Origin of the sequence: Streptomyces sp. NPDC003300, assembly GCF_040610915.1 — a bacterium.
In the GTDB taxonomy this organism is placed as follows: Bacteria; Actinomycetota; Actinomycetes; order Streptomycetales; family Streptomycetaceae; genus Actinacidiphila.
Genome location: NZ_JBEXNE010000022.1, coordinates 48,412 through 71,328, shown reverse-complemented (window position 1 = coordinate 71,328; position 22,917 = coordinate 48,412). Strand labels below are relative to the sequence as shown.

Annotated in this window: 16 protein-coding genes; 11 read left to right on the top strand and 5 right to left on the bottom strand. The window is 71.2% G+C overall.

The genetic code is table 11. The features are described 5' to 3' along the window. The first annotated feature begins 42 nt into the window (after positions 1–42). Positions 43–990 (top strand): DJ-1/PfpI family protein, encoded by a 948-nt coding sequence (locus ABZX65_RS27785; protein ID WP_355345612.1) that lies wholly within the window; start codon positions 43–45, stop codon positions 988–990. A 245-nt stretch (positions 991–1,235) separates the two neighbouring features. Beyond that, the gene (gap, locus tag ABZX65_RS27780) at positions 1,236–2,234 is read left to right on the top strand and encodes a type I glyceraldehyde-3-phosphate dehydrogenase (protein ID WP_355345609.1); all 999 of its coding nucleotides are present in this window, start codon (positions 1,236–1,238) and stop codon (positions 2,232–2,234) included. A 235-nt stretch (positions 2,235–2,469) separates the two neighbouring features. Here gap and ABZX65_RS27775 read toward each other — a convergent pair whose 3' ends face one another. Next, positions 2,470–2,748, bottom strand: coding sequence for a YciI family protein (locus tag ABZX65_RS27775; protein WP_355345606.1), 279 nt, complete (start codon positions 2,746–2,748; stop codon positions 2,470–2,472). 357 nt (positions 2,749–3,105) lie between these two features. On the opposite strand from ABZX65_RS27775, the gene ABZX65_RS27770 reads away from it, so the two are divergent. From ABZX65_RS27770 to ABZX65_RS27745, 6 genes are all read left to right on the top strand, one after another. Then, on the top strand, positions 3,106–4,083 hold the full coding sequence (locus ABZX65_RS27770; RefSeq protein WP_355345603.1) for an acetylxylan esterase: 978 nt from the start codon (positions 3,106–3,108) through the stop codon (positions 4,081–4,083). A 239-nt stretch (positions 4,084–4,322) separates the two neighbouring features. Then, positions 4,323–4,619, top strand: a complete 297-nt coding sequence (locus ABZX65_RS27765) for a hypothetical protein (RefSeq protein ID WP_355345600.1) — start codon at positions 4,323–4,325, stop codon at positions 4,617–4,619. Next, positions 4,616–5,659 carry a LacI family DNA-binding transcriptional regulator gene (locus ABZX65_RS27760; RefSeq protein WP_355345597.1) on the top strand — a complete coding sequence of 348 codons (1,044 nt, stop codon included), beginning with the start codon at positions 4,616–4,618 and terminating at the stop codon, positions 5,657–5,659. Before ABZX65_RS27765 ends, ABZX65_RS27760 begins: the two co-directional genes overlap by 4 nt. 421 nt (positions 5,660–6,080) lie before the next feature. Beyond that, positions 6,081–10,475: a LamG-like jellyroll fold domain-containing protein gene (locus tag ABZX65_RS27755; protein ID WP_355345594.1), complete on the top strand. Its 4,395-nt coding sequence runs from the start codon at positions 6,081–6,083 to the stop codon at positions 10,473–10,475. A 172-nt stretch (positions 10,476–10,647) separates the two neighbouring features. Further along, positions 10,648–17,091 carry an RHS repeat-associated core domain-containing protein gene (locus tag ABZX65_RS27750; RefSeq protein WP_355345591.1) on the top strand — a complete coding sequence of 2,148 codons (6,444 nt, stop codon included), beginning with the start codon at positions 10,648–10,650 and terminating at the stop codon, positions 17,089–17,091. A gap of 3 nt (positions 17,092–17,094) precedes the next feature. After that, positions 17,095–17,487: a hypothetical protein gene (locus tag ABZX65_RS27745; protein ID WP_355345589.1), complete on the top strand. Its 393-nt coding sequence runs from the start codon at positions 17,095–17,097 to the stop codon at positions 17,485–17,487. 24 nt (positions 17,488–17,511) lie between these two features. On the opposite strand, the gene ABZX65_RS27740 is transcribed toward ABZX65_RS27745, so the two are convergent. After that, positions 17,512–17,880 (bottom strand): hypothetical protein, encoded by a 369-nt coding sequence (locus tag ABZX65_RS27740; RefSeq protein WP_355345586.1) that lies wholly within the window; start codon positions 17,878–17,880, stop codon positions 17,512–17,514. Positions 17,881–17,898: 18 nt separating this feature from the next. Here ABZX65_RS27740 and ABZX65_RS27735 point away from each other — a divergent pair, with 18 nt between their 5' ends. Further along, positions 17,899–18,756, top strand: a complete 858-nt coding sequence (locus tag ABZX65_RS27735) for a LysR family transcriptional regulator (RefSeq protein WP_355345583.1) — start codon at positions 17,899–17,901, stop codon at positions 18,754–18,756. Positions 18,757–18,896: 140 nt separating this feature from the next. On the opposite strand, the gene ABZX65_RS27730 is transcribed toward ABZX65_RS27735, so the two are convergent. After that, positions 18,897–19,319 carry a hypothetical protein gene (locus ABZX65_RS27730; protein WP_355345580.1) on the bottom strand — a complete coding sequence of 141 codons (423 nt, stop codon included), beginning with the start codon at positions 19,317–19,319 and terminating at the stop codon, positions 18,897–18,899. Between the two features lie 564 nt (positions 19,320–19,883). Here ABZX65_RS27730 and ABZX65_RS27725 point away from each other — a divergent pair. Beyond that, positions 19,884–20,270, top strand: a complete 387-nt coding sequence (locus tag ABZX65_RS27725) for a DoxX family protein (protein ID WP_355345577.1) — start codon at positions 19,884–19,886, stop codon at positions 20,268–20,270. Between the two features lie 36 nt (positions 20,271–20,306). Here the strand turns inward: ABZX65_RS27725 and ABZX65_RS27720 are convergent, their stop codons facing one another. Continuing rightward, on the bottom strand, positions 20,307–21,206 hold the full coding sequence (locus ABZX65_RS27720; protein WP_355345574.1) for a helix-turn-helix domain-containing GNAT family N-acetyltransferase: 900 nt from the start codon (positions 21,204–21,206) through the stop codon (positions 20,307–20,309). Between the two features lie 179 nt (positions 21,207–21,385). Continuing rightward, positions 21,386–22,126: an alpha/beta hydrolase gene (locus tag ABZX65_RS27715; protein WP_355345571.1), complete on the bottom strand. Its 741-nt coding sequence runs from the start codon at positions 22,124–22,126 to the stop codon at positions 21,386–21,388. A 295-nt stretch (positions 22,127–22,421) separates the two neighbouring features. Here ABZX65_RS27715 and ABZX65_RS27710 point away from each other — a divergent pair, with 295 nt between their 5' ends. Further along, positions 22,422–22,877 (top strand): hypothetical protein, encoded by a 456-nt coding sequence (locus ABZX65_RS27710; protein ID WP_355345568.1) that lies wholly within the window; start codon positions 22,422–22,424, stop codon positions 22,875–22,877. Positions 22,878–22,917: the final 40 nt, after the last annotated feature.

Below are 22,917 nucleotides of genomic sequence, written 5' to 3'. Positions count from 1 at the left end.
ACCGCAGTCACCGCAGTGACCGGAGCGACCGGAGGAGAGCTGATGAGCCGGAAGCGGCACCGCGTCGCCGTGCTCGTACTGGAGGGTGCGAAGCCGCTCGATGTCGGCATCCCCGCGCAGGTGTTCTCGAACCGGCCGAGCATGCCGTACGAGGTGCGGGTGTGCGGGGCCGCGCCAGGACTCGTGACCGGCGGTGACGGCCTCTCGTACCACGTGGCCGAGGGGCTCGACGCGGTCGAGCACGCCGACACCATCTTCATCCCCGGCTACCGCGAGCCCGCGACCACGGAGCCTCCGGCGGCGGTCGTCAGCGCGCTCACGGCGGCCCACAAGCGGGGTACGCGCCTCGCCGCGATCTCGACGGGGGCCTTCGCGCTGGCGGCGACCGGCCTGCTCGACGGGAAGCGGGCGACGACGCACTGGCACTACACGAAGGCACTGGCCACCCGGCATCCGCTGGTGCGGGTCGACGAGAACGTGCTGTTCGTGGACGAGGGCGACGTACTCACCTCGGCGGGCGCGGCCTCCGGTATCGACATGTGCCTGCACCTGGTGCGGCGTGACCACGGAGTGGGACTCTCCAACCACGTGGCGAGACGGCTGGTCGCGGCGCCGTACCGCAGCGGGGGACAGGCGCAGTACGTGCCCCGGAGCGTGCCGGAACCGCTCGGCGACGTCTTCGCGAGCACGCGGGAGTGGGTGCTGGCGCACCTCGCGGAGCCGCTGACGCTGGAGGAGCTGGCCCGCCACGCGCGGGTCTCGGCGCGGACCTTCTCGCGGCGGTTCGTGCAGGACACCGGGTACACGCCGATGCAGTGGGTGCTGCGGGCGCGCGTGGACCTGGCCCGTGAGCTGCTGGAACGCACCGACCTGGGCGTGGAGCAGATCGCCGACCGGGTCGGGCTCGGCACGGGCGCCAATCTGCGCCTGCACTTCCAGCGGATCCTCGGCACGTCGCCGACGGAGTACCGGCACACGTTCTCGGCCTGAGGGGTCTCGGTCCGAGCTTTTCCGGATGGGAGCTTTCCGGGCTGAGTCTTCCCGGGCCGGAGCCGTGAGGGCTGAAGCGGTACGGAGCCGCTGGACCTGAGGCGAGTCGATGGCGGGTCGATGGCGGGCTGCTCGCGGCGTCACGACCGGTCTGGCGAGATCCTTGCGGGCGCTGTCATTCGGGCCACTGTCGGCTCGGCGCGCGGTTGCCGACCATGGAAGACGTAACGAAAGGAGCCCTTCTCATGACCCGCATCGCCGTCAACGGATTCGGCCGTATCGGCCGCAACACCCTCCGCGCCCTGCTCGCCCGCGACACCGACCTCGAAGTGGTCGCCGTCAACGACCTGACCGCGCCCGAGGCGCTGGCCCACCTGCTCGAGTTCGACAGCACGCTCGGCCGCCTCGACGCCTCCGTCGAGGTCGACGGGACCGACCTGGTGGTCGACGGCCGCCGCATCAAGGTGCTCGCCGAGCGCGAGCCCGAGAAGCTGCCGTGGGCCGAGCTGGGCGTCGAGATCGTGCTGGAGTCCACCGGCCGCTTCACCTCGGCGGACGCCGCCCGCGCCCACATCCGCGCCGGTGCCAAGCGCGTCCTGGTCAGCGCCCCCTCGGACGGCGCCGACGTGACGCTCGCGTACGGCGTCAACACCGAGGACTACGACCCCGCCGCGCACGTGATCGTCTCGAACGCCTCGTGCACCACCAACGCGCTGGCCCCGCTCGCCGCCGTGCTGGACGACCTGGCCGGTATCGAGCACGGCTTCATGACCACCGTGCACGCCTACACCCAGGAGCAGAACCTCCAGGACGGCCCGCACCGCGACCTGCGCCGCGCCCGCGCCGCCGGGGTCAACATCGTCCCCACCACGACCGGCGCCGCCAAGGCCATCGGCCGCGTACTGCCCAACCTCGACGGGAAGCTGTCCGGCGACTCCATCCGTGTCCCGGTCCCGGTCGGCTCGATCGTGGAGCTGAACACCACCGTCGCGCGCGAGGTCACCCGGGACGAAGTGCTCGCCGCCTACCGCGCCGCCGCCGACGGCCCCCTCAAGGGCGTCCTCGAATACACCGACAAGCCCCTGGTCTCCAGCGACATCACCGGCCGCCCCGCCTCGTCGATCTTCGACTCCGCCCTCACCCGCGTCGACGGAAAGCACGTCAAGGTCGTCGCCTGGTACGACAACGAATGGGGCTTCTCCAACCGCGTCATCGACACCCTCGAACTCCTCGCCCGCTCCTGACCGACACCCAGCCGCAGGCCGCCGCCGCTCGACGTAAGTCGCTTACCGCACCGGTGAGTTGACTGATCGTCAGTCCTCGCGGTGGCCACGCGGCGCGATCCTGCTTCAGGTCGCCGAGGCGATCGAGGCCCACGGCCGACGAACCGGCCGTGGGCCGACTCGTTCTCCACGGGGGAGTGTTCGCGACGCCTGCACCGAGACCAAGACGGTCATGGTCCACCTCCGAGGCACCGGATCAGCCGTCGGTCAGACGGCCCCGCCCGACCACCGGAGCCCACTCGTGGACGGCGGTCACGGTGACTCCGGGCGTCCGGTAGTACGCGTCCGCGGCCATGATCCGGTCCAGTTCGTCGCGGTCGGCGGAGAAGACGAGAAGCGCGCCCGTGTCGTCCGCCCAGGGTCCCGCGGCGACGAGGCGGCCCTCGTCATGGAGGCGCTGGAGGATCGCGCGGTGCGCGGGGCGGGCCGCGAGGCGTTCGGAGGTGGCGGTGAAGGCGAGTTCGACAGTCAGCATGCCTCCGAGGGTAGGTTTCGGGAGTGGCCGGATCCGGATCACGTGATGCCGCGGGCGTGGCGAGCCCGCCTGCCGGGACCGGCGGCGCAGTGGGCGCGGCACGCGCGCACCGGAACGCAGGCCCCGGCCGTGACCTGCGAGAACGCCACTCGCTAGCATGGCCGTCGGCAACCGTACCGGGCCTCACCGGCGGGCCGGGACGGGGAACGGCGGCCGCCGCCGGATTCGACCCGGACGCGGCGCGATCGAGAGGATCGAGAAGCGGCCACGGCTCGTCCAGCCGCCGACAGCGCATTCGCCGCCCCCGCCGGGCCTTCCGGCGCCGGGCGGAACGACCGACGAGAGGAATCCGCACCCGTGACGGCCGAGGCCATCGAGACCCACGACTTCCCGTTCGACCCGACGTACGGATACGACCTGGACCGGCTGCTCCAGGTCGGCGCCCCGGAGGCGCCCGCCGACTTCGGCGACTTCTGGCAGGGCGCGTACGCCAAGGCGCTGGCGGTCGACACCGCGCCGCGGGTGGGAGCGCTGGAGGAGGAGCGGGACGGCGTACGCGTCCACGCGGTGTCGTACACCTCGGTCGGGGGTTTCCGCGTGGGCGGCTGGCTGACGCTGCCCGCCGACGGACACGTCACGCACGGCATGGTCGTCCTGCACGGCTACGGCGGCAGGGACGCCGTCGATGTGACGCTGCCCCCGCCCGGCACCGCCGCGATCTGGCCGTGCGCCCGCGGAATGGCCACGCGCAGCCTCGACCCGGAGATTCCGGCGACCGCGGCCGAACACGTCGTGCACGGCATCGCCTCGCGCGAGACCTACGTGCACGGCGGATGCGTCGCCGACACCTGGTGCGCGGCCTCCGCGCTGCTCGCCCTGGTACCGGGAGCGGCGCGCCAACTCGCCCTGGTGGGAGGCAGTTTCGGCGGCGGGATCGGCGCCCTGGCGCTGCCCTGGGACGACCGTTTCCACCACGGGCTGCTGACCGTGCCCAGCTTCGGCAACCATCCGCTGCGGCTGACCCTGCCCTGCACGGGCAGCGGCGAGGCGGTCCGCGCCCACTACGCCCGGCACCCCGAAGTCACCGAAGTGCTCGGCTACTTCGACGCGGCCGTCGCCGCCACCCGCGTCCGCGTCCCCGTCCACGTCGGCGCGGCCCTGTTCGACCCCGCGGTGCCGCCGCCCGGACAATTCGCCGTGCACAACGCCCTGGGCGGCCCGAAGGAGCTGTTCGTCCTGACGGCGGGCCATGTCGAGTACCCGGCCGCCGCCGAGGAGGACGCCCGACTGCGGGCGGCACAGCGGGAGTTCCTGGCGGAGGCCGACCCGCGATAACGGCCGGCGGTCGCCGGGACGGCCACGGACCATGTGCTCGCGGAAACGTCCCGTACGCGGCGCTGACGCGCTCTCCGTACCAAGACCGGCCGGGACGCCGGATGGCCGCCGGGCCGTGACGCTCGACGGACAGCCGAGCAGCGAGGCCGACATGTCGAGCCTGCTTCCGGCGGACCGCCCGCGGCGGGATCCCGCCGATGCGCGGCACCGGACGGGCGGCCCGCGCCTACCATGCTGACGTGCAGCTCATCTTCCCGGACCCGCTCGGCTCGCTGAAGCCGCTGTGCCGCGCCCGCCGCGCCTGCCGCGCCTGCCGCCCCCGTCGTGCCCGCCGCGCCTTCCGCCCCCGTCGCCCCCGTCGCCCCCTGGAACGCCATGCCGCGCCCGCGCGAACCGGCTCCGGACCGGGCCGGGCGGGCGGACCCGCCGGGACAGCGCACGCGGCAACCGAGCACCGCCGCCAGGAGACCGGCCCGGCCCGGCGCGAGCCGGTGACGCACAAGGACAGCCCCCTGCGACAGGAGAGCACACCGTGACCGCCCGCCGCCGCGACCGCGCCCCCAACCAGGCCGACGTGGCCCGTCTCGCCGGGGTGTCCCAGTCGGCGGTCTCCCGAGTGATCAGCGGCGACGCCGTCCGCGCCCGAATCCCCGAGGAGACCCGCAAGCGGGTCTTCGACGCGGTCAGGGAACTCGGGTACGTCGCCAACCCGGCCGCCCGCGCGATGCGCAACAAGCGCACCAACCTCCTCGGGGTGCACACCTTCGAGGCCGTCTTCCCGCACGCCCGCGAGGACTTCTACTTCGAATTCCTCCAGGGCATCGAGGAGCGGGCGGAGGAGACCGGCTACGACCTGGTGCTGTTCACCTCCACCGGCAGCGGCGACGGGGGCCGTCGCAACATCTACCGGGACGGCACCAACCGGCTGGGCCTGGCCGACGGCAGCGTGCTCCTCGGCGTGTCCACCGACCGCGGCGAACTGGCCAGGCTCTGGTACGAGGGCTACCCGTTCATCCACATCGGCCGCCGCGAGGTGCCCGGCGCCGAGATCCCGTGCGTCATCCCCGACTACGAGACCGCGGCGGCGGGCATCGTGGAGAAGCTCGCCGCGCTCGGGCACCGCAGCATCGGCTATCTGCGCGAGCCCCTGGAGATGGAGCCGTACACCGACCGCCGGGAGGGCTACGCGCGGGCCGTCCGCGAACTCGGCCTCACCGACGGGTCACCCGGCTTCCGCGGCGAGACCGGACTGTCCGACGCGTGGCTCGACCACCTGGTCACGGGACCCGAGACGGCCGTCGTCGCCGAGAGCGTACGGCTCGCCGAGACGCTGCGGACGAAGCTGGCCGAGCGCGGTTTGCGGGTGCCGGACGACCTGTCCGTCGCCGTGCTCGAAGGCGCGCCCGAGCAGCCGGATGGCCGGTGGGTGTCGCTGGAGATCCCGCGCGTCGAGATCGGCCGGACCGCCGTGGACCAGCTCATCGCGATGCTCGACGACCCCGGCCGCCGCGCCGACAACCTCCTCGTCCCCTGCTCGATCGCCGTCGGCACCACGCTCGCTCCTTCCCGTCACTGACCGTCACCGACCGCCCGTCCGAACACCCGCCTGTCGGACCGTCCGCACGTCCGCACGTCCGCCGCCCGCCGTCTGTCCGGGCCGCGTCGCGGCGCTCACCGACGGTGCCGATAACGCCGAGACGGCGCATAGGGCCGTTGTGCGAGCAGGGCCGGACAAAGCCGGGCAGCGGCTCTCACCAGCGGCTAAGCGGAATTCACACAGACGCGGGCATCCGTCCGCTACCTGCGCCTACGCGAAATATTCGACGGACATTGACGGAACGTCACGAAACGCTGGGGGCGGGCGAATATTCGAGAGAAGTGTGTTGCTGTCGTGAAGGTGTTGATCTACGGTTCTCGATTGTTCGCGCACTGTTAACAGACGCCTACAAGGCGGCGCGTCTCATGGGGGGATTATGGATTTGGGTGGGGTCAGACGTGTGCGTGCGTCTCGTGGGCTGATAGTGACGCTCGCGTCCGCTCTGGTCGTCGCGGTGGGTCCCGCGGCGGCGATCGCGGTCGCCGCGGCACCGACTCCGGGCGCGGAGCCGACATCGACATCGATGTCGAAGGCGGCACAGTCCTCGAAGCCGGTGAAGGCCGACACCGGTGCGTCGCACCGCACGGCGCTCACGCAGGACGCGGCGGTCGCCGAGGCGGCCGAGGCCGGGCAGAGCGTGGAGATCACGTCGCTGCGGACGGAGTCCAACGAGACGTACGCGCTGCCGGACGGCAGCCTGGAGACGGACCAGCACCTGCGTCCGGTCCGGGCCCGCGTCGGCGGCGAGTGGAAGACGATCGACAACACTCTGGTGCGGCGGCCCGACGGCGGCGTCGCACCCGCGGTCGCGTCGGTCGGCATGGAACTGTCGGGCGGCGGCTCCGCGCCGCTGGTGACCCTGGACAGGGCCGGGCGGAAACTGTCGTACACCTGGCCGTCGGCGCTGCCCGCGCCGACGCTCGACGGCGACACCGCCACGTACAAGAACGTCCTGCCGGACGTCGACCTCCGGGTGCGCGCGGACACCGACGGTTTCCACGAGCTGCTGGTGGTCAACACCGCCGCGGCGGCGCGGAATCCGGCGCTCACGCAGCTCACCTTCGGGGTGGTGACCGACGGCCTCGACGTGGCGCGCACCGCCGACGGCGGTCTGACCGCCACCGACACCACGACCGGCGGCGAGGTCTTCGCGGCGCCGCAGCCGATCATGTGGGACTCCGGCACGCAGGGGACGAACACCCCGGCGGCCGGAACCAAGAGCGCCAGGACCACCAGCGCCGCCAAGGGCGCGAAGGCCGCGACCGCCGAGGACGGCAGCCCGGAGGACCCGGCGCAGGGCCCGACCGATACCTCCCAGATGGCGCCGATCGCCGTCGCCGTCGACACCTCCGACGCGTCCGGCTCGCTGACGCTGACGCCCGACCACGCGCTGCTGACCGGCGCGGACACCTCGTTCCCGCTGTACATCGACCCGCAGACGTACACCCCCAGGGCGGGGGACTGGACGATGGTCTCGCGCTACTGGGCCTCCAGCCCGCAGTACCGCTTCAACGGCGACGACGACGCGGGTGTGGGCGACTGCGACTGGACCTACTGCGCGCCCAGGGACGTCAAGCGGCTCTTCTACTCCTTCCCGACGTCGAAGTTCGCGGGCAAGACGATCCTGGACGCCACCTTCGTCGCGCACGAGACGTGGTCCGCGTCGTGCACCGCCAAGCCGATCGAGCTGTGGCGCACCAGCGGCTTCACCAAGGGCACGACCTGGAACTCCTCCGCCGACCACTGGCTCGACCACATCGACACCCAGACCGAGGCGCACGGCAGCTCCGGCTGTGCGGCCTCCGACGTCGAGTTCAACGCCACCACCGGCGTGAAGTACGCGGCGGCCCACAACTCCGGGACCACCACCTTCGGTCTGAAGGCCAACGAGTCCGACCCGTACGGCTGGAAGCGCTTCACCAACAAGGCGTATCTGCGGGTCCACTACAACCAGCCGCCCAAGCAGATCCCCATGTCCCACCTGTCGATGAGCCCCGGCGCCTCCTGCCACAGCCCGTCCACGTCGGTGCGGATCCGCACCCTGCCGACGATCAGCGCGAGCGATGTCACCGACCCCGACGGCGACCAGGTGAGCGTGCAGTTCTCCGTCGCGTGGGACGCCGGTGACGGCAAGGGCCTGGTCACGCAGTGGACTTCGGCGAAGATCGGCCCGAAGAAGTCCGGCTCGACCTTCTCCACGAAGCTCACCGCGACGCTCGGCGGCAAGACCGTCCCGAAGAACAAGACGATCGCCTGGCAGGCCCGCGCGGTCGACTACGACCAGGGCAAGTACTACAGCTACTCCCCGTGGTCGTCCGCGGGTTCCGCGACCAACTGCTACTGGGTGTACGACACCACCGTGCCGGCGGGCCCCGTGATCACCTCGGGCGACTACCCGGCCGTCGACGACAACAACCCGAACGACCCGACGTACGACGGTGTCGGCCGGGACGGCGACTTCACCTTCCGCTCGGCCTCCACCGACGTCGTGAAGTACTGCTACGGCGTCAACGCCGACGCGGTGTGCGACACGGCCCACACCGTGGCCACCTCGGGCGGCGCGGCGAAGTCGGTGACCTTCCGGCCGACCCGCGCGGGCACCAACTTCCTGAACGTGCAGGCATTCGACAGCGCGGGCAACGGCAGTGAGCCGGAGGTGTACGAGTTCCGGGTCAAGGAGGGCCAGCCCGCCCGCGCCCAGTGGCAACTCGACGACGACGCGGGCGCCACTCAGGCGGCCGGCTCCGCCGGTGACCGCACCCTGAACGTGGTCGGCTCGCCGACCCTCGGCGCGCCCGGCAAGTCCGGCACCGCCGTCGACTTCAACGGCACCGACTCCTACCTCCAGTCCGACATCCCGGCCGTCCACACCGACCAGGGCATGACGGTCGCCGCCTGGGTGAAGCTCGACCAGATGCCGACCGCCGCGGCGGTCGTCGCCGCGCAGCCGGGCAACAACGCGCCGGGCTTCGAGCTGTACTACTCACAGGGCTACGACCGGTGGGTGTTCAACCAGTACAGCTCCGACTCGGCCACCGCCACCCCGGTCCGCGCGATGTCCGCCACGGCGGGCGGCGTCACGGCCGGACAGTGGTACCACCTGCTCGGCACGTACGACGGGACGGCCCACACCCTGTCGCTGTACGTCAACGGGACCCTGATGGGGACCACGAGCTACACCACCGCGTGGGACGCGCGGCGCGGTCTCCAGATCGGCGCGGGGAGCTACTCCGGCTCCCCGGGGAGCTTCTTCCCCGGCACGGTCGACGACGTCCGGATCTACGACAAGCCCCTGGTGGCCGCCGACGTGGCGCACCTGTACAAGGGGGAGCAGCTCGGGGCCGGCCGCCCGGCCAGCGCGGTCTTCCCGCTGGACGAACCGGCCGCGCAGGACGACGGCAACCCCACCACGGTGGTGCACGGCCAGGCCGACGTGGACCCCGCGGTCCTGCACGGCGGGGTCACCGCGGGAAGCGCGGGCGCGCAGGACAAGTCGCTGACCCTCGACGGCACCAGCGGCTACGCGTCCACCCGCTCCCCGCAGGTCAACAACCAGCGCAGCTTCTCCGTGGTCGGCTGGGCGAAACTGTCCGCCAAACCCGACCACGCGGCGATCATCGCCACCCAGACCAGCACCTACCGGCCGGGCTTCGAGCTGTACTACTCCGCGACCTACGGGTGGTCCTTCGACGCCTACAGCGCCGACTCCGACAGCGCCACGATCGTGCGGGCCTCCCAGGGTGACACCACCCATTCACCGGCCGGTGTCTGGACCCACCTCCTCGGCTCGTACGACGCGAACACCGACGACATGCGGCTGTACGTCAACGGCCTCTGGGTGGCCACGACGAAATTCGCCGCGCCCTTCTACGGCAAGGGACCCGTCCAGATCGGCGCCGGGTCGTACGACGGCGCACCGAGCAGCTTCTTCCCCGGTCAGATCGACGACGTGCGGTTCTACGACCGGGCCCTGTCGGCGCCGGAAGCCGAGTCGATGTACCACAACCAGCTCGTGGTCGAGGGGCGTTGGAAGCTGGACAGCGCGTCCGGCACTCCCCAGGTCTCGCCCGACTCGCTGACCACCGCCGCCGACCAGCACCCGCTGACCCTCGGCGGCGGCGCGCAGATCGACGCCACGGGCGCCAACAGCATGGTCGGCACCGGGTCGTTGGTGCTCAACGGCACGGCCACCGGCTACGCGTCGACCACCACGTCACCGATCCACACCGACAGCAGCTTCACGGTGGGCGCGTGGGTCTCCACCGCGGCGCGGCCGACGAAACCGGTGACGGTGCTGAGCATGGCCGGTACGAACACCAGTGGTTTCGCGGTGCGTTACGTACCCGACTCCGCCGACCCGGCCCACGCGGGCGCCTGGCAGTTGCAGACGTCCAACGCGGACGGCACCGGCGCCGTCGTCTCGACCGCCTCCGACACCAGCTTCCAGGACAACGGCGCGTGGGATCACATCGCCGTGGTCTACGACCTGATGGCCGGTCAGATGCGGTTGTACATCAACGGCCAGATGCAGCAGTCGCTCTGCTCCGACGGTGACGACGACGGCAACCCCGACGACCCGGCGTGCAAGGAGTCGGTGTCGTGGAACTCCTCGGTGCTGCCGTTCGACGCGACCAAGGGCCTGCAACTGGGCCGCCTCAAGACCGGCACGTCCACCTGGGGCGAGTACTGGCCCGGTGTGATCGACGACGTGTGGGTCTTCGGCGGAGTCGCGACCGACACCCAGATCGCGGCGCTCGCCAGCGGAGTGGATCTCGACACCACCGCCGGGCCCTGACCCGGTAGCACCACCGGGGCGGCGCGCGGGTCATCGCGCGCCGCCCCGGACGCGTGGCATTCGACGAAGTGACAGATCAGACACGTGCGCACGGGCGGAGCCCGGCGGCGGTTCGTGCTGCCGACGTCGGAAGACGGGGGCGCACACGGTGAGGGATGGGGACGGGACAAGCGTGAGCGACAGACGGACATCAACGGGCGGCGCGCGCGGCAAGGCCGCGCTGCTCGCCTGCGGAGCACTGGTGGCGGGCCTGCTGCAAGTGGCCGCGCTACCGGCGGCCCAGGCCGACGACATGCCGAGAACACCGTCCCCGGGCGTGCCCGTGGCCGGACACTCCAGCACCACGACGGCGCCCCGCGCCGAGGACGGCCTGCCGCACCGGGCCGACGACCGGGCCGCGGAGAAGTCCTGGGCCGCGCCCGGAACCGCCACGGTGACGCTGCCCGCCGCGCACGCCGAGCCCACGGCGGTGCGCGCCGGAAAGCTCCCGGTGACCCTCACCGTGCCGGCGGCGGCGACATCCGCCACGGTCAACGGCGCGGCCAAGGCGACGGCCCCGCCGTTGACCGGCGCCGCGACCGTACGCGTCCTGGACCGGAAGACCACGCGGGCCGCGGGCGTGGACGGCCTCCTGTTCACCGTCGCACCGCGGGCGGACGCCGCGGGCGGAACGGTCGGCGTCCGCGTGGACGACAGCGCGTACGCCCAGGCGTACGGCGGTGCCTACGCGGCCCGGCTGCGCCTGGTCACACTGCCCGCGTGCGCGCTGACCACCCCCGACAAGCCCGCCTGCACCACGCGGACCCCGGTCCGCGCCACGAACGACGCGGCCACGCACACGCTGACCGCCGACGCGCTGACCCTGGCGTCCTCGGGCGCGCCCGGCGCCGCGACGGTCCTCGCGGCCACCGCGGGCACGTCGAGCGACCACGGCGACTACACCGCCACGTCGCTGTCCCCGTCCTCGAACTGGAACGTCGGGCCCAACACCGGCTCCTTCACCTGGTCCTACGACATGCCCGCCCCCGACGTGCCGGGCAGCTTCACCCCGAAGGTCGGCCTGTCCTACGACTCCGGCAGCGTCGACGGCCGCACCAGCAGCACCAACAACCAGGCGTCCTGGGCCGGTGACGGCTTCGACCTGTCGCCCGGCTACATCGAGCGCAGCTACAAGTCCTGCGGCGACGAAGGCGCCAAGGACTCCTCGGGCAAGAAGTACGAGGACCTGTGCTGGGCGTACGACAACGCGTCGATCTCCTTCGACGGCCACTCCGGCCAGTTGGTCGCCACCGGCACCAACTCCTTCCGGATCAAGGGCGACGACGGCACGAAGGTCGACCGGGTCTACGGCACCTCCACCGACGTGCGCTCCAACGGCGCGCGCAACGACGAGTACTGGCGGCTGACGCTCACCGACGGCAGCCAGTACTACTTCGGCTACAACCGGCTGCCCGGCTGGGCGAGCGGCAAGGCGACCACCGACTCCACGTGGACCGTGCCGGTCTTCGGCAACAACGCGGACGAGCCGTGCCACGCCTCCACCTTCGCCAACTCCTGGTGCCAGCAGGGCTGGCGGTGGAATCTCGACTACTCCGTCGACCCGCACGGCAACGCCATCGCGTACTACTACACCAAGGAGACCAACTACTACGGCCGCGCCAGGACCGCCGCCAGCCCCACGACCTACGTCCGCGGCGGCTACCTGGACCACATCGACTACGGCCTGAAGTCCACCGCGATGTACTCGGCCAAGGCCCTCGCGCAGGTCGCCTTCACCAGCGGGGAGAGGTGCCTGTCCGCCACGGCGGGCGCCTGCGACGCCTCGAAGATCGACAACGCCGCCTCCCCCTGGTACGACACGCCGTGGGACCTCAACTGCAAGTCGACCGGCGACTGCCACTCCTTCGGCCCGTCCTTCTGGACCCGCGAGCGCCTGACCGCGGTCACCTCGCAGGTGCTCACCTCGGCCGGGAAGTACACCCCGGTCGACACGTGGAAGCTGGGCCACCAGTGGGGCATGGCCGACATCGACTACCAGTTGGAGCTGGCGTCGATCGAGCACACGGGCAACGCCGACACCCCCGAGGGCGCGCCCGACCTGACCATGCCGAAGATCACCTTCGGGTACGACCAGCGCACCAACCGGCTGGACATCCCCGGTGACAACACCTCGCCGTTCATCAAGGAACGCGTCTCGACCATCGACGACGAGACCGGCGGACAGACCGACATCACCTACTCCACCGCGGCCTGCGACGCCGCGCACCTGCCCACCCCCGACACCAACACCACGCTCTGCTTCCCGCAGTCCTTCACCAAGGAGGGCGACGAGGACCCGTCGCGCCAGTGGTTCAACAAGTACGTGGTGAAGCAGGTCATCCAGTCCGACCGCACCGCCTCCTCGCCCGACGAGGTCACCAGGTACGACTACCTCGGCGGGGCCGCCTGGCACTACGACTCCGACGACGGCATCACCAAGGAGAAGTACAAGTCCTGGTCCACCTGGCGCGGTTACGCCCACGTCCAGGTCGAGACCGGCGGCCAGGACCCGGTCGGCATGAGCTCGCGGACCGACCACTACTACCTCCGCGGCATGGACGCCGACAAGACGACCGGCGGCAAGCGCACCGTGACCGTCTCCGACGACAACGGCGGCACCATCACCGACCACGACTCGCTGGCGGGCGTCGAGTACAAGACCGAGCACTACTCCGGGCCTGACGGCAAGGTGCTGGACAAGTCCGTCAGCACCCCCTGGCACCACGAAACGGCCTCGGTCACCCGCAGTTGGGGCACCATCGCCGCGAATCTGACCGGCACCGCGGAGACCCGCGCCTGGACCTCCCTGGACAACGGCGCCGGTTCGTCGTGGCGGATCACCGACGTCACCCGCACCTTCGACAACACCGCGGGCCGCGTCCTGACCACCGACGACCACGGCGACATCTCCACCGCCGCCGACGACCGGTGCGCCACCACCACCTACGTCGACAACGGCACCGACTGGATCCTGGACAACCCCTCGCGGATTCTCACGGTCGCGGTGCCCTGCTCGGCGACCCCCGATTACACCAAGGACGTCCTGTCGGACATCCGCACCGCCTACGACGGCCACGCCTACGGAGCCGCGCCGACCGCGGGTGACGCCACGCACGTGGCGAGCCTGAAGTCCCACAACGGCACCACCGCCACCTACCTGGAGTCCGCCGCGGCCTACGACTCCTACGGCCGCGCCGTCTCGGCCACCGATCTGAGCGGCAACGTCACCGCGACCGTGACCGGCGCGCCCCAGCGCACCGACCGCACCGACGGCCGCGTCACCACCACGGTCTACGCCCCGGCGACCGGCTTCCCGACCACGACGACGGTCACCACACCGCCGGCCACCGCGGGAGACGCGAGCACCGCGCAGACCACCACCACGACCCTGGACCCCGTACGCGGGCTGCCCGTCACGGTCGTCGACACCAACGGCAAGCGCACCGACACCACATACGACGCGCTGGGCCGCAAGCTGCGGATCTGGCTGCCCGACCGCTCCAAGGCCAACAACCAGACGCCCAACTCCGCCTTCACGTACACACTGGCCGACGGCAAGCCCCCGGTGGTGGCCACCACGAGCCTCGCGGGCACCGGCACGCAGACCGCGTACGCGCTGTACGACGGCTTCCTGAGGGTCCGTCAGGCCCAGACGCCAGGGCCCAAGGGCGGCATGCTGGTCTCCGACACCTTCTACGACGAACGCGGCCTGCCCGCGAAGACCTTCGCCTCGTACTACGCGGCGAAGGCGCCCTCCACCGTGCTGTACAAGGTGGACGACGCGCTGTCGGTCGAGACGCAGACGTGGAACACCTACGACGGTCTCGGCCGGGTCGTCCGCAGCCAGCAGGTCGCGGGCAACGGCGACGGCGGCCAGGTCCTCGCGACCACCACCACGGCCTACGGCGGCGACCGCACCACGGTCACCCCGCCGAAGGGCGGCACACCGACCACCACGGTCGTGGACGCGGGCGGCAACGTCCGTGAGCTGGACCAGTACCAGGCCGCGACACCCACGGGCCCGTACGACAAGACGCTCTACGACTACACCCCGGCGGGCAAGCTCTCCAAGGTCACCGACGCGTCGGGCACCGTCTGGGAGTACCGCTACGACCAGCGCGGCAACCAGACCAAGGCGATCGACCCCGACAAGGGCACGACCGACTCCGGCTACGACGACCGCGGCCAACTGGTCTCCAGCACCGACCAGCGCGGCAAGAGCGTCACCCACCTCTACGACGGTCTCGGCCGGGAGACCGAGACCCACGACGGCGACGCGACCGGCCCGCTGCTGACCAAGCACGTGTGGGACCCGGCCGGTTTCAAGGGCCAGATCGCCTCGGCCGTCCGCTACGTCGGCGGCGCCACGGGCTCCGCGTACACCGTGGCCTACTCGCTGTACGACAACCTGTACCGCGCCCACCGCACGACGACCACGATCCCGGCGGCCGAAGGCGCGCTCGCCGGTTCCTACCAGGGCAACGTGCAGTACAACGCGGACGGCACCACGCAGTCCGTCGGCTACCCCGCGGCGGGCAGCCTGCCCGCGGAAGCGGTCACCCCGACCTACGACGAGGTGCTGCGGCCCAGCACGGTGTCCGGCTCCGGCGGCGCCACGTACACGACCAACACCACGTACAGCTACACCGGCCAGGCGCTCCAGTACACCTTCCAGGCGGCCGGGCAGAAGATGACCCAGGTCACCAACACCTACCAGTGGGGCACCCAGCGGCTGTCCAACTCCCGCGTCGACCGGCAGGACGTGCCGGGCACCGACAAGTCCGCCACGTACGGCTACGACCCGGCCGGTGACATCACCTCGCTCACCGACGTCTCCCGCGACGGCACCGACGCCCAGTGCTTCCAGTACGACTACCTGGGCCGGCTGACCGAGGCGTGGGCGCAGGGCTCGGCGGGCTGCGCGGCCACCCCGAGCGCCGCGGCACTCGGCGGCCCGGCCGCGTACTGGCAGTCCTTCGGCTACGACAAGGCGGGCGACCGCACCAAGGAGACGGACCACTCCGCCACCGGCGCCACCGCACAGGACACCGTCCGCGACTACTCCTACCCAGCCCCGACCAGCCCCCAGCCGCACACGCTCAGCCAGATGCGGACCACGGGCCCCGGCGGCAGCACGCTGAAGTCCTACACGTACGACGCGATCGGCGGCACCCAGACCAGCACGGTCGGCGCGGCCAAGCAGACCCAGGTGTGGGACACTGAGGGCCGCCTGACCCAGGTGACCGCGGTCGACGGCAACGGCGCTACGAAGACCACCTCGTACGTCTACGACGCCGACGGCAACCGGCTGGTGGTCCGTACCGACAGCGGCAGCACGCTCTACCTCGGCGGCACCGAGGTCGCCCTCGCCAAGGGGTCGACCACACCGCGCGCCACCCGCTACTACGACCTCGGCGACGGCAACCAGGCGATGCGCACCGACGACAACAAGGTGTCGTTCCTGATCGCCGACAGCCAGGGCACCAGCCAACTCCAGATCAACGGCGCCGACCTGACCATGCAGCAGCGCCGTACCACCCCCTTCGGGGAACCACGCGGCACGGCGCCGACCGCCTGGTCGGGGGACAAGGGCTTCGTCGGCGGCGTCAACGACCCGGGCACCGGCCTGACCCACCTCGGCGCCCGCGACTACGACCCGTCGACCGGCCGCTTCACCTCGGTCGACGCCGACCTCGACACCAGCGACCCGCAGTCGCTCAACGGCTACGCGTACGCGGGCAACGACCCCGTCTCCCAGAGCGACCCGACGGGCCTGTACACCTGCCGCAACGGTCACGAGGGCTGTGACGAGCACGGCAACGCCTGCGGCAAGGACTGCAGCGCGTGGGCGACCCAGACCGGTGACTGCGTGCACACCGAGTGCAGCAGCAGCAAGGTCAACCAGAACCCGTACGTCAGCCTCAAGACGCAGCGCAAGGTCTCCTACGCGCGACGCCACTGCGACGACCTGTGCGGCACCCTCGGCATCTCCTCGCCGAGGGAACACCAGTGGCAGGACCTGATCAAGGACCTGTACGGCGGCAACGCGCCGGAGCCCGAGCGGGACACGTACGCGGCCGCGCACGCGCAGGAGAAGTCCGTCGCCTTCTCGCCGCACCCGAGCTACAAATACACGATGTCGGAGCTGATCGGGCCCAACAGCCTCGGCACACCCGAGGAGATCATGGCCTACTTCAAGGCGCACCCGAAGGAGATGTTCCCGTTCAAGGTGACCGGCTGCGACGCCTTCACCCAGGGCGCGATGTGCACGCTGCACCCGGGTGACTCGATCGCGCACGGCCTCGGCCGGATCGCGGGCGGCCCCGGCAAGGTGAAGGTGTCCTTCAAGGACAAGACTTCCTTCACCTTCACGGTGACCAACAAGGGATACTTCGACGACGCCGGTTCGCAGATCAAGTTCTCGATCTCGTCCCGGAAGGACGGCGTGTACCTGACGCAGAAGGCGTACACGACGGGCTCGAACTGGTTCGCGTGGGCCGGGGTCAAGATGGGCGCCGCCAAGCAGCAGTGGCAGCAGCAGGCCCGCAATCTGCGGAACGCCATGGAGAACAAATAACGGATGACACGCACGACGCGTAGGGCCTGGCTGTCCTCGGCCCCATGGATCGCCGCCGCGGTGGCGACTCCGTGGGCGTCGAGGGCGGCCTCGCCCGTCGACCCCACGGTGGTCACCCTGCTGGCCGCCTTCGCCGCCGTCGGCGTCCTGGGCATCCCGCTGGGCGTCCGGCTCGGACGCCTGGGCGTCCGGCGGGAGGCCGTCGCCGTGGCCGCACTCGCGGTGGCCGGGGCGGCGGCCTCCTGCGCGGTCCGGATCGTCGGCGCCAGTGACGAGGGCCCGGCGGGCAAGGCGGCGATCGTCCTCGTGCTGGCCGCGCTCTTCGCGGTCCTGGCCCTGCCCCTGCCCGCCGTCGGCTTCGTCGTGGCGTGGGTGCGGCGGAAGCGCGCGCACTGAACACGCGCCCGCCCGGTCGGTCGGTCAGGCCAGCGGCTCGTGGTTGGCCCAGACGACCTGGTACGGGTAGCGGGCCTGCCAGCGGCTGATGAGTTCCTCGGTGCCGGGAATGGCGAAGGCCGCGTTGAGCGCGTCGAGGTCGGCGACGCCGATGTGGACGATCGCGGTGGCGGTGAACACCGGGCTGTGGTCGTCCGCGGGAACACGGATGTGGCGCCGGGCGGAGAAGGTACGCACGTGCCCGGAGCCCACCATCAGGCTTTCGATGTCCTTGAGGTATTGATCCAGGTCCGCGTCCGGGATCGACGGTTCGAACGAGACAATCATCGTGTGGCTGATCATGGGTCCATGGAACCGCCGCCCGGCCGCCACGTCCAAGACCTTCTGGATCATCAGCGATAACCTGAGGGCATGAGTGACCTGGAGACGCGCGAGCTGGAGTACTTCGTCGCGGTCGCCGAGGAACTGCACTTCGGCCGCGCCGCCGAGCGCCTGTCCATCGCGCAGCCCGCGCTGTCGAAGGCGATCCGGCGGGTCGAGTCGCGCCTCGGTGTCCTGCTCCTGACCCGTACGAGCCGCCATGTGGCGCTCACCCCGGCGGGGGAGGCGCTGCTGCACCACGGCCGCCACGCGCTCAACGCGGTCGGCGCGGCGGCCGAGAGCGCGCGCCGGGCCGGTGACGCGCGGGCCCAGCTGCGGCTGGTGATCAAGCCGGGCGGCGACGCCAATCTGCTGTCCGGGATCCTCGCCGCGTACGCGGAACGGCCGGACGCGCGCCGGGTGGACGTGCTGTTCGGCGGCGCCACCGACCGGGCCGACCACCTGCGGGACGGCAGGGCCGATGTGGCGCTGCTGTACGCGCCGTTCGACGACCTGACCGGGCTCGCGTCCGAGACGCTGTTCGTGGAGGGGCGGGTGGCGATCATGCCGCGTGACCACCGGCTGGCCGGGCGTGCGCAGTTGCGGCTCGCGGATCTGGACGGCGAGACGCTGCCGCGCTGGCAGGGCGTGGGCTGGGCGGGTGTGCCCGACGACGGGAGCGGGCCGGAGGTCGCGGACGTGCCGCAGATGGTCCAGATGATCGTGCTGGGGCGGATGATCGCGGTGCTGCCGCGGTCGCTCGCCGAGCCGGCGCATCCGGGTCTGGTGTGCGTGCCGGTGACCGACGCGCCCACGAGCCGGCTGGTCGTGGCGTGGTCGCGCAGCGACGACCGGGCGCTTGTCGCCTCGTTCGTACGGGCGGCGGTGGCAGCGGCGGGCAGGGCGTAGGCATAGCGCGTGTGGTGCGCGGCGCGCACGCGTCGGTGCGCGAGAGCCGCGAGCCCGACCGCCGCCTCCACCGTACTGAGGGTGGGGCGGCGGTCCGGCCGGTGCCGCGTGTGGTGCGAGTGGTGCTGCGGACTGCCTGACTACCGGCCGACGCGCGGGAGGCTGTTGAGCTTGCCGGGCAGTGCGGTGTTCGTCTGCTGGGCCCGCATGAGAGCGAGGACCGCGCCGACACCGGCGAGGATCAGGCTCACCCAGAAGCTGAAGCCGTGGCCACCGGCCGGGCCGAAGTCGGAGTGCGCGAAGATCGCGATCAGGTACAGGACGAAGCCCACCGCGAAGCCGACGAAGGTCAGCATGCGGTCGGGCGCGGGCAGCGTGACGGTGGGCACGAAGAGGCTGACTGCGAGCACCGCGGCGCTGAGCACCGTGATGACCATCGCGAACCAGGCTATGAACAGCCCGTGGCTGAAGTGCCAGGCACTCCAACTCACGCTGCCGAGGTTGATGCCGTAACCGCTCCCGAAATCCCAGGAGTAGTAGTCGAAGAACGAGAAGATCAACACAATGAACCCGATACCGAGAATTGCCCAGTCGAGTCGGTTGACCGAAGCCGGGTCGAAAGAACCCCCGGACGGGCCGCTCGCGCTCGGCGGCTGAGTCGGTGGGCCCGGCGGCGGTACATCGTGCGACATGGTGACTTGTCTCCCTGCTGACGTCGTTCTACGAACACTCGGGGGCTGAGAATAGCGGTACGTCACCCCACCCCGTAAGCAGGTTGGACCGACCTGCATCACATGGGTTCAATTGGTCGCTTTGTTACGTGTGGGGACGCCAGTGGCGGGAGTTCACTTCTCGGTCCCACGGGTTCTGTGGGGAGGGTAAAAGGGGTGAAAGCGGCCCGCACAAGGTTCAAGCATGCGCAAATTCAGCGTATTTGGCCGCGCCCGGTCCCGTGCCAGTCCTGCCGTCGTGCCGCCCCCGGTCCTGCCTTCGTCCCGCGCCCGTTCCTGCCTTCGCTCCGTGCCCGTTCCCGCCTTCGTCCCGCGCCGTTTCCGCTGGCGTGTCACAGGGCGCGGCGGCTGTCTCGTCCTACGGGACACAGGCAATTCCCGATCAAGGAGCGGACGATGAACCTCGCGCTGTGGATCGTCACCGGGCTGCTGGCCGCGGTGGCACTGACCGGCGGTGTTTCCAAGGCATTCATTCCCAAGGACAAACTGACCGCCACTCACGGCGGCGGCTGGACCGGTGACGCCAGTGTCACCTTCGTCAAATCCCTCGGCGTCCTCGAACTCCTCGCCGCTTTCGGCCTCATCCTTCCCGCCGCTCTCGACGTGGCCCCCTTCTTCGTCCCCGTCACCGCGATCTGCTGGTGCCTCCTGATGGTCGGCGCGATGACCACCCACGCCCGTCGCCCGGCCGAAGCCCCCTTCGTCCTCCTCAACCTCTTCTATCTCTGCCTGGCCCTGTTCATCACCTGGGGCCGCCTCGGCCCCCACCCCTTCACCGGGTGAGGCCGCAGTGGCCGCGGACCTCGTGGCGGTGGGGACTCATCCCGACGGCGGTGTGGTGATCCGCTTCTCGAACCAGTGGTGGGCGTACGGCTCGTCGTTGAAGGCCGCGACCTCCTCGAAACCGCAGGAGTGGTACAGGCTGATCGCGGCGTTCAGCGCCTTGTTGGTGTCAAGGCGCAGCAGGTCCCGGCCGTTGCGGGCGGCCCGCAGTTCCAGTTCGGCCAGGAAGCGGCGGCCGAGGCCGAGTCTGCGGGCCCGCGGCGCGACCCACATGCGCTTGATCTCGGCCGGGGCCCCCGGCGGCAGCTTCAGACCGGCGCAGCCGACCGGCTCACCGTGCAGCCGGGCGACCAGGAAGAGGCCGTGCGGCGACCGGAGTTCACCGGCGTCGGGCAGGAGACTGCGCGCGGGATCGAAACCGGCGTCGAAGCGTTCGCGCAACTCGGCGAAGTAGGAGCGCATGCAGTGCTCGGCATCGGGGTGGTCCGGGTCGACGACGTCCAGCGTGACCGTCGCGGCGGTCAGCAGCCGGTCGACCTCGGCCATGGCGGCGACCAGCCGGGAGCGCTGGACGGCGTTGAGCGGCTCCAGCAGGGAGCCCGCCAGTTCGTCGCTGCGACCGTCGAGCACCGCGCGCTCGGCGCGACCGGCGTCGGTGAGCCGGACCGTGCGCACCCGTCTGTCGCGGGGCAGCGGCTCCACCGTCACCAGCCCGTCCGTCTCCAGGGAGCGCAGCAGACGGCTGACGTATCCCGAGTCGAGACCGAGCCGTTCGCGCAACCGGCGTACGTCCTGGCCCCGTTCGCCGATCTCCCACAGGAGCCGGGCCTCACCGATCGGCCGGTCGCGGCCCAGATAACGGTCGTGGAGCACGCCCACGCGCTCGGTGACGGTGCGGTTGAACCGCCGCACCTGGGCGATCTCTCGTGCGTCCATTCTCTGACTCTAGTCAGAGAAGTCCCGTCGGACCAGAGGTGACCGACCCGCGTCGCTCCCTGGTGCCTTCGGTCGTAGGGCTGTGTGTGGAGGAGCGCCGCCGAGCCGGCGGCGGCGCTCCTGCGGGGCCGTCCCGGTCGGAGCGGGCTACCGTCCGGGACCGGTCTGACGGCGCGCCGCTACTTCAGGTGGCGGGTGAAGAACTGGGCCGCGGCGGCACCCGCGGACTGCGGGACTCCGGCGTGTCCGCCGAGGTGGGCGTGGAGGGACTTCTCCTTGGAGCCGAAGGTGTCGAAGAGATCCAGGGACGCCTGCCGGTCGTTGCCTTCGTCGTCCCACTGAAGGAGGACGTGCAGGGGAATGGTGACCTGCTTGGCCTCCTCGAAGATGGCGCGGGGCACGAGGCTCCCGGCGAACAGAACGGCGGCCGAGACGCGCGGCTCGACCACCGCCAGCCGGACGCCGACGGAGATCACCCCTCCCGAGTACCCGACCGGGCCGTCGACCTCGGGCAGTGCGAGAAGGGCGTCCAGGGCGGCCCGCCATTCCGGGACGACCGCCTCCACCAGGGGGAGGACAAGGGCGTGGACGATCTCGTCGCCGACCGGCTCGCCGGTCTCCATCGCCCGGCGCAGGTCGGCGCGGGCCTCGTCGAGGGCGGGCAGGCGAGGCCGCTCGCCGCTTCCGGGGAGTTCGATGGTGGCCGTGGCGAAACCCTCCGCCGCGCAGCCCAGGGCCCGGCCCAGCAGCCGGGGGTACATCTTGCGCAGCCCGAGGGGAGGGTGGCCGAGCAGGATCAGCGGCGCCGGTGCCGCCGCGGACGCCGCATCGGGCGTCCACAAAATGCCGGGGATCTCGCCGAGGGTGAATTCGCGTTCGAGGACGCCTTCGTCGAGGCGCTGCTCAGAAGTGAATCGCATGGTCGTGCCTTTCGGGAGTGCTCGTTGACGGCGCTCCCGGACGACCTATCGCCCGACCGTGGCCCCAGAGGGGAGCACCCATGTCGATACTGCGTTCACGGGTACCACCTCCTCGTTCTCTCGCACGGCCTCGGGGAGGGTAGCAAGGTCCGGGCACGCTTCGCCAACGGGTTTTCCCCGCGACGCCGTGGCCGCCGGCCGTCCCCGGTGTGCCCCCGGCCTCCCGCCGCGGGCCGGTCGCGCCGGACGCTCCGATCGCCGTGATGGACACGGCCGGCCGGGGAAGGTCTTGCACATGACCAACCATGAACAAGAGCGCGGCCCCGCGGCACCGGCCCGACGTCCCGCAGGGCTGAGCGACGCCTCGGTGGAGGCGCTCGGCATCCTCTCCGAAGCCCTCGAGACGGTGGAGCGGGCGCGCGGGCGGCTGTACGACTTCCACCAGCTCACCGGGGGAGCCGACCTGCGACTCGGCGAGGCGGTCGAGCACCTCAGGGCCGCGGGCCACGCGGAACACGCGGAGCGGCTCGAACGCGAGATCGTCGGCCGCAACGTCCTGCCGGGCTACTGGACCTTCCAGATGGTCGAGGCGTACGACGACACGTACGTCGAACCCTTCCGGCGCATGGAGGAGCAGATCCGCACCGACCTGGCGGGCGGCGCGCGCCACATCCACGAGGCCGAGATGAAGGAGGCGCGCCGCACGCACGGCCACCCCGACCACACGGCCCGCCCCCCGCGTCCGTCCTGACCCGTATCCCGCCCCCCCGGAAGAGGCCACCGGCCCGGCG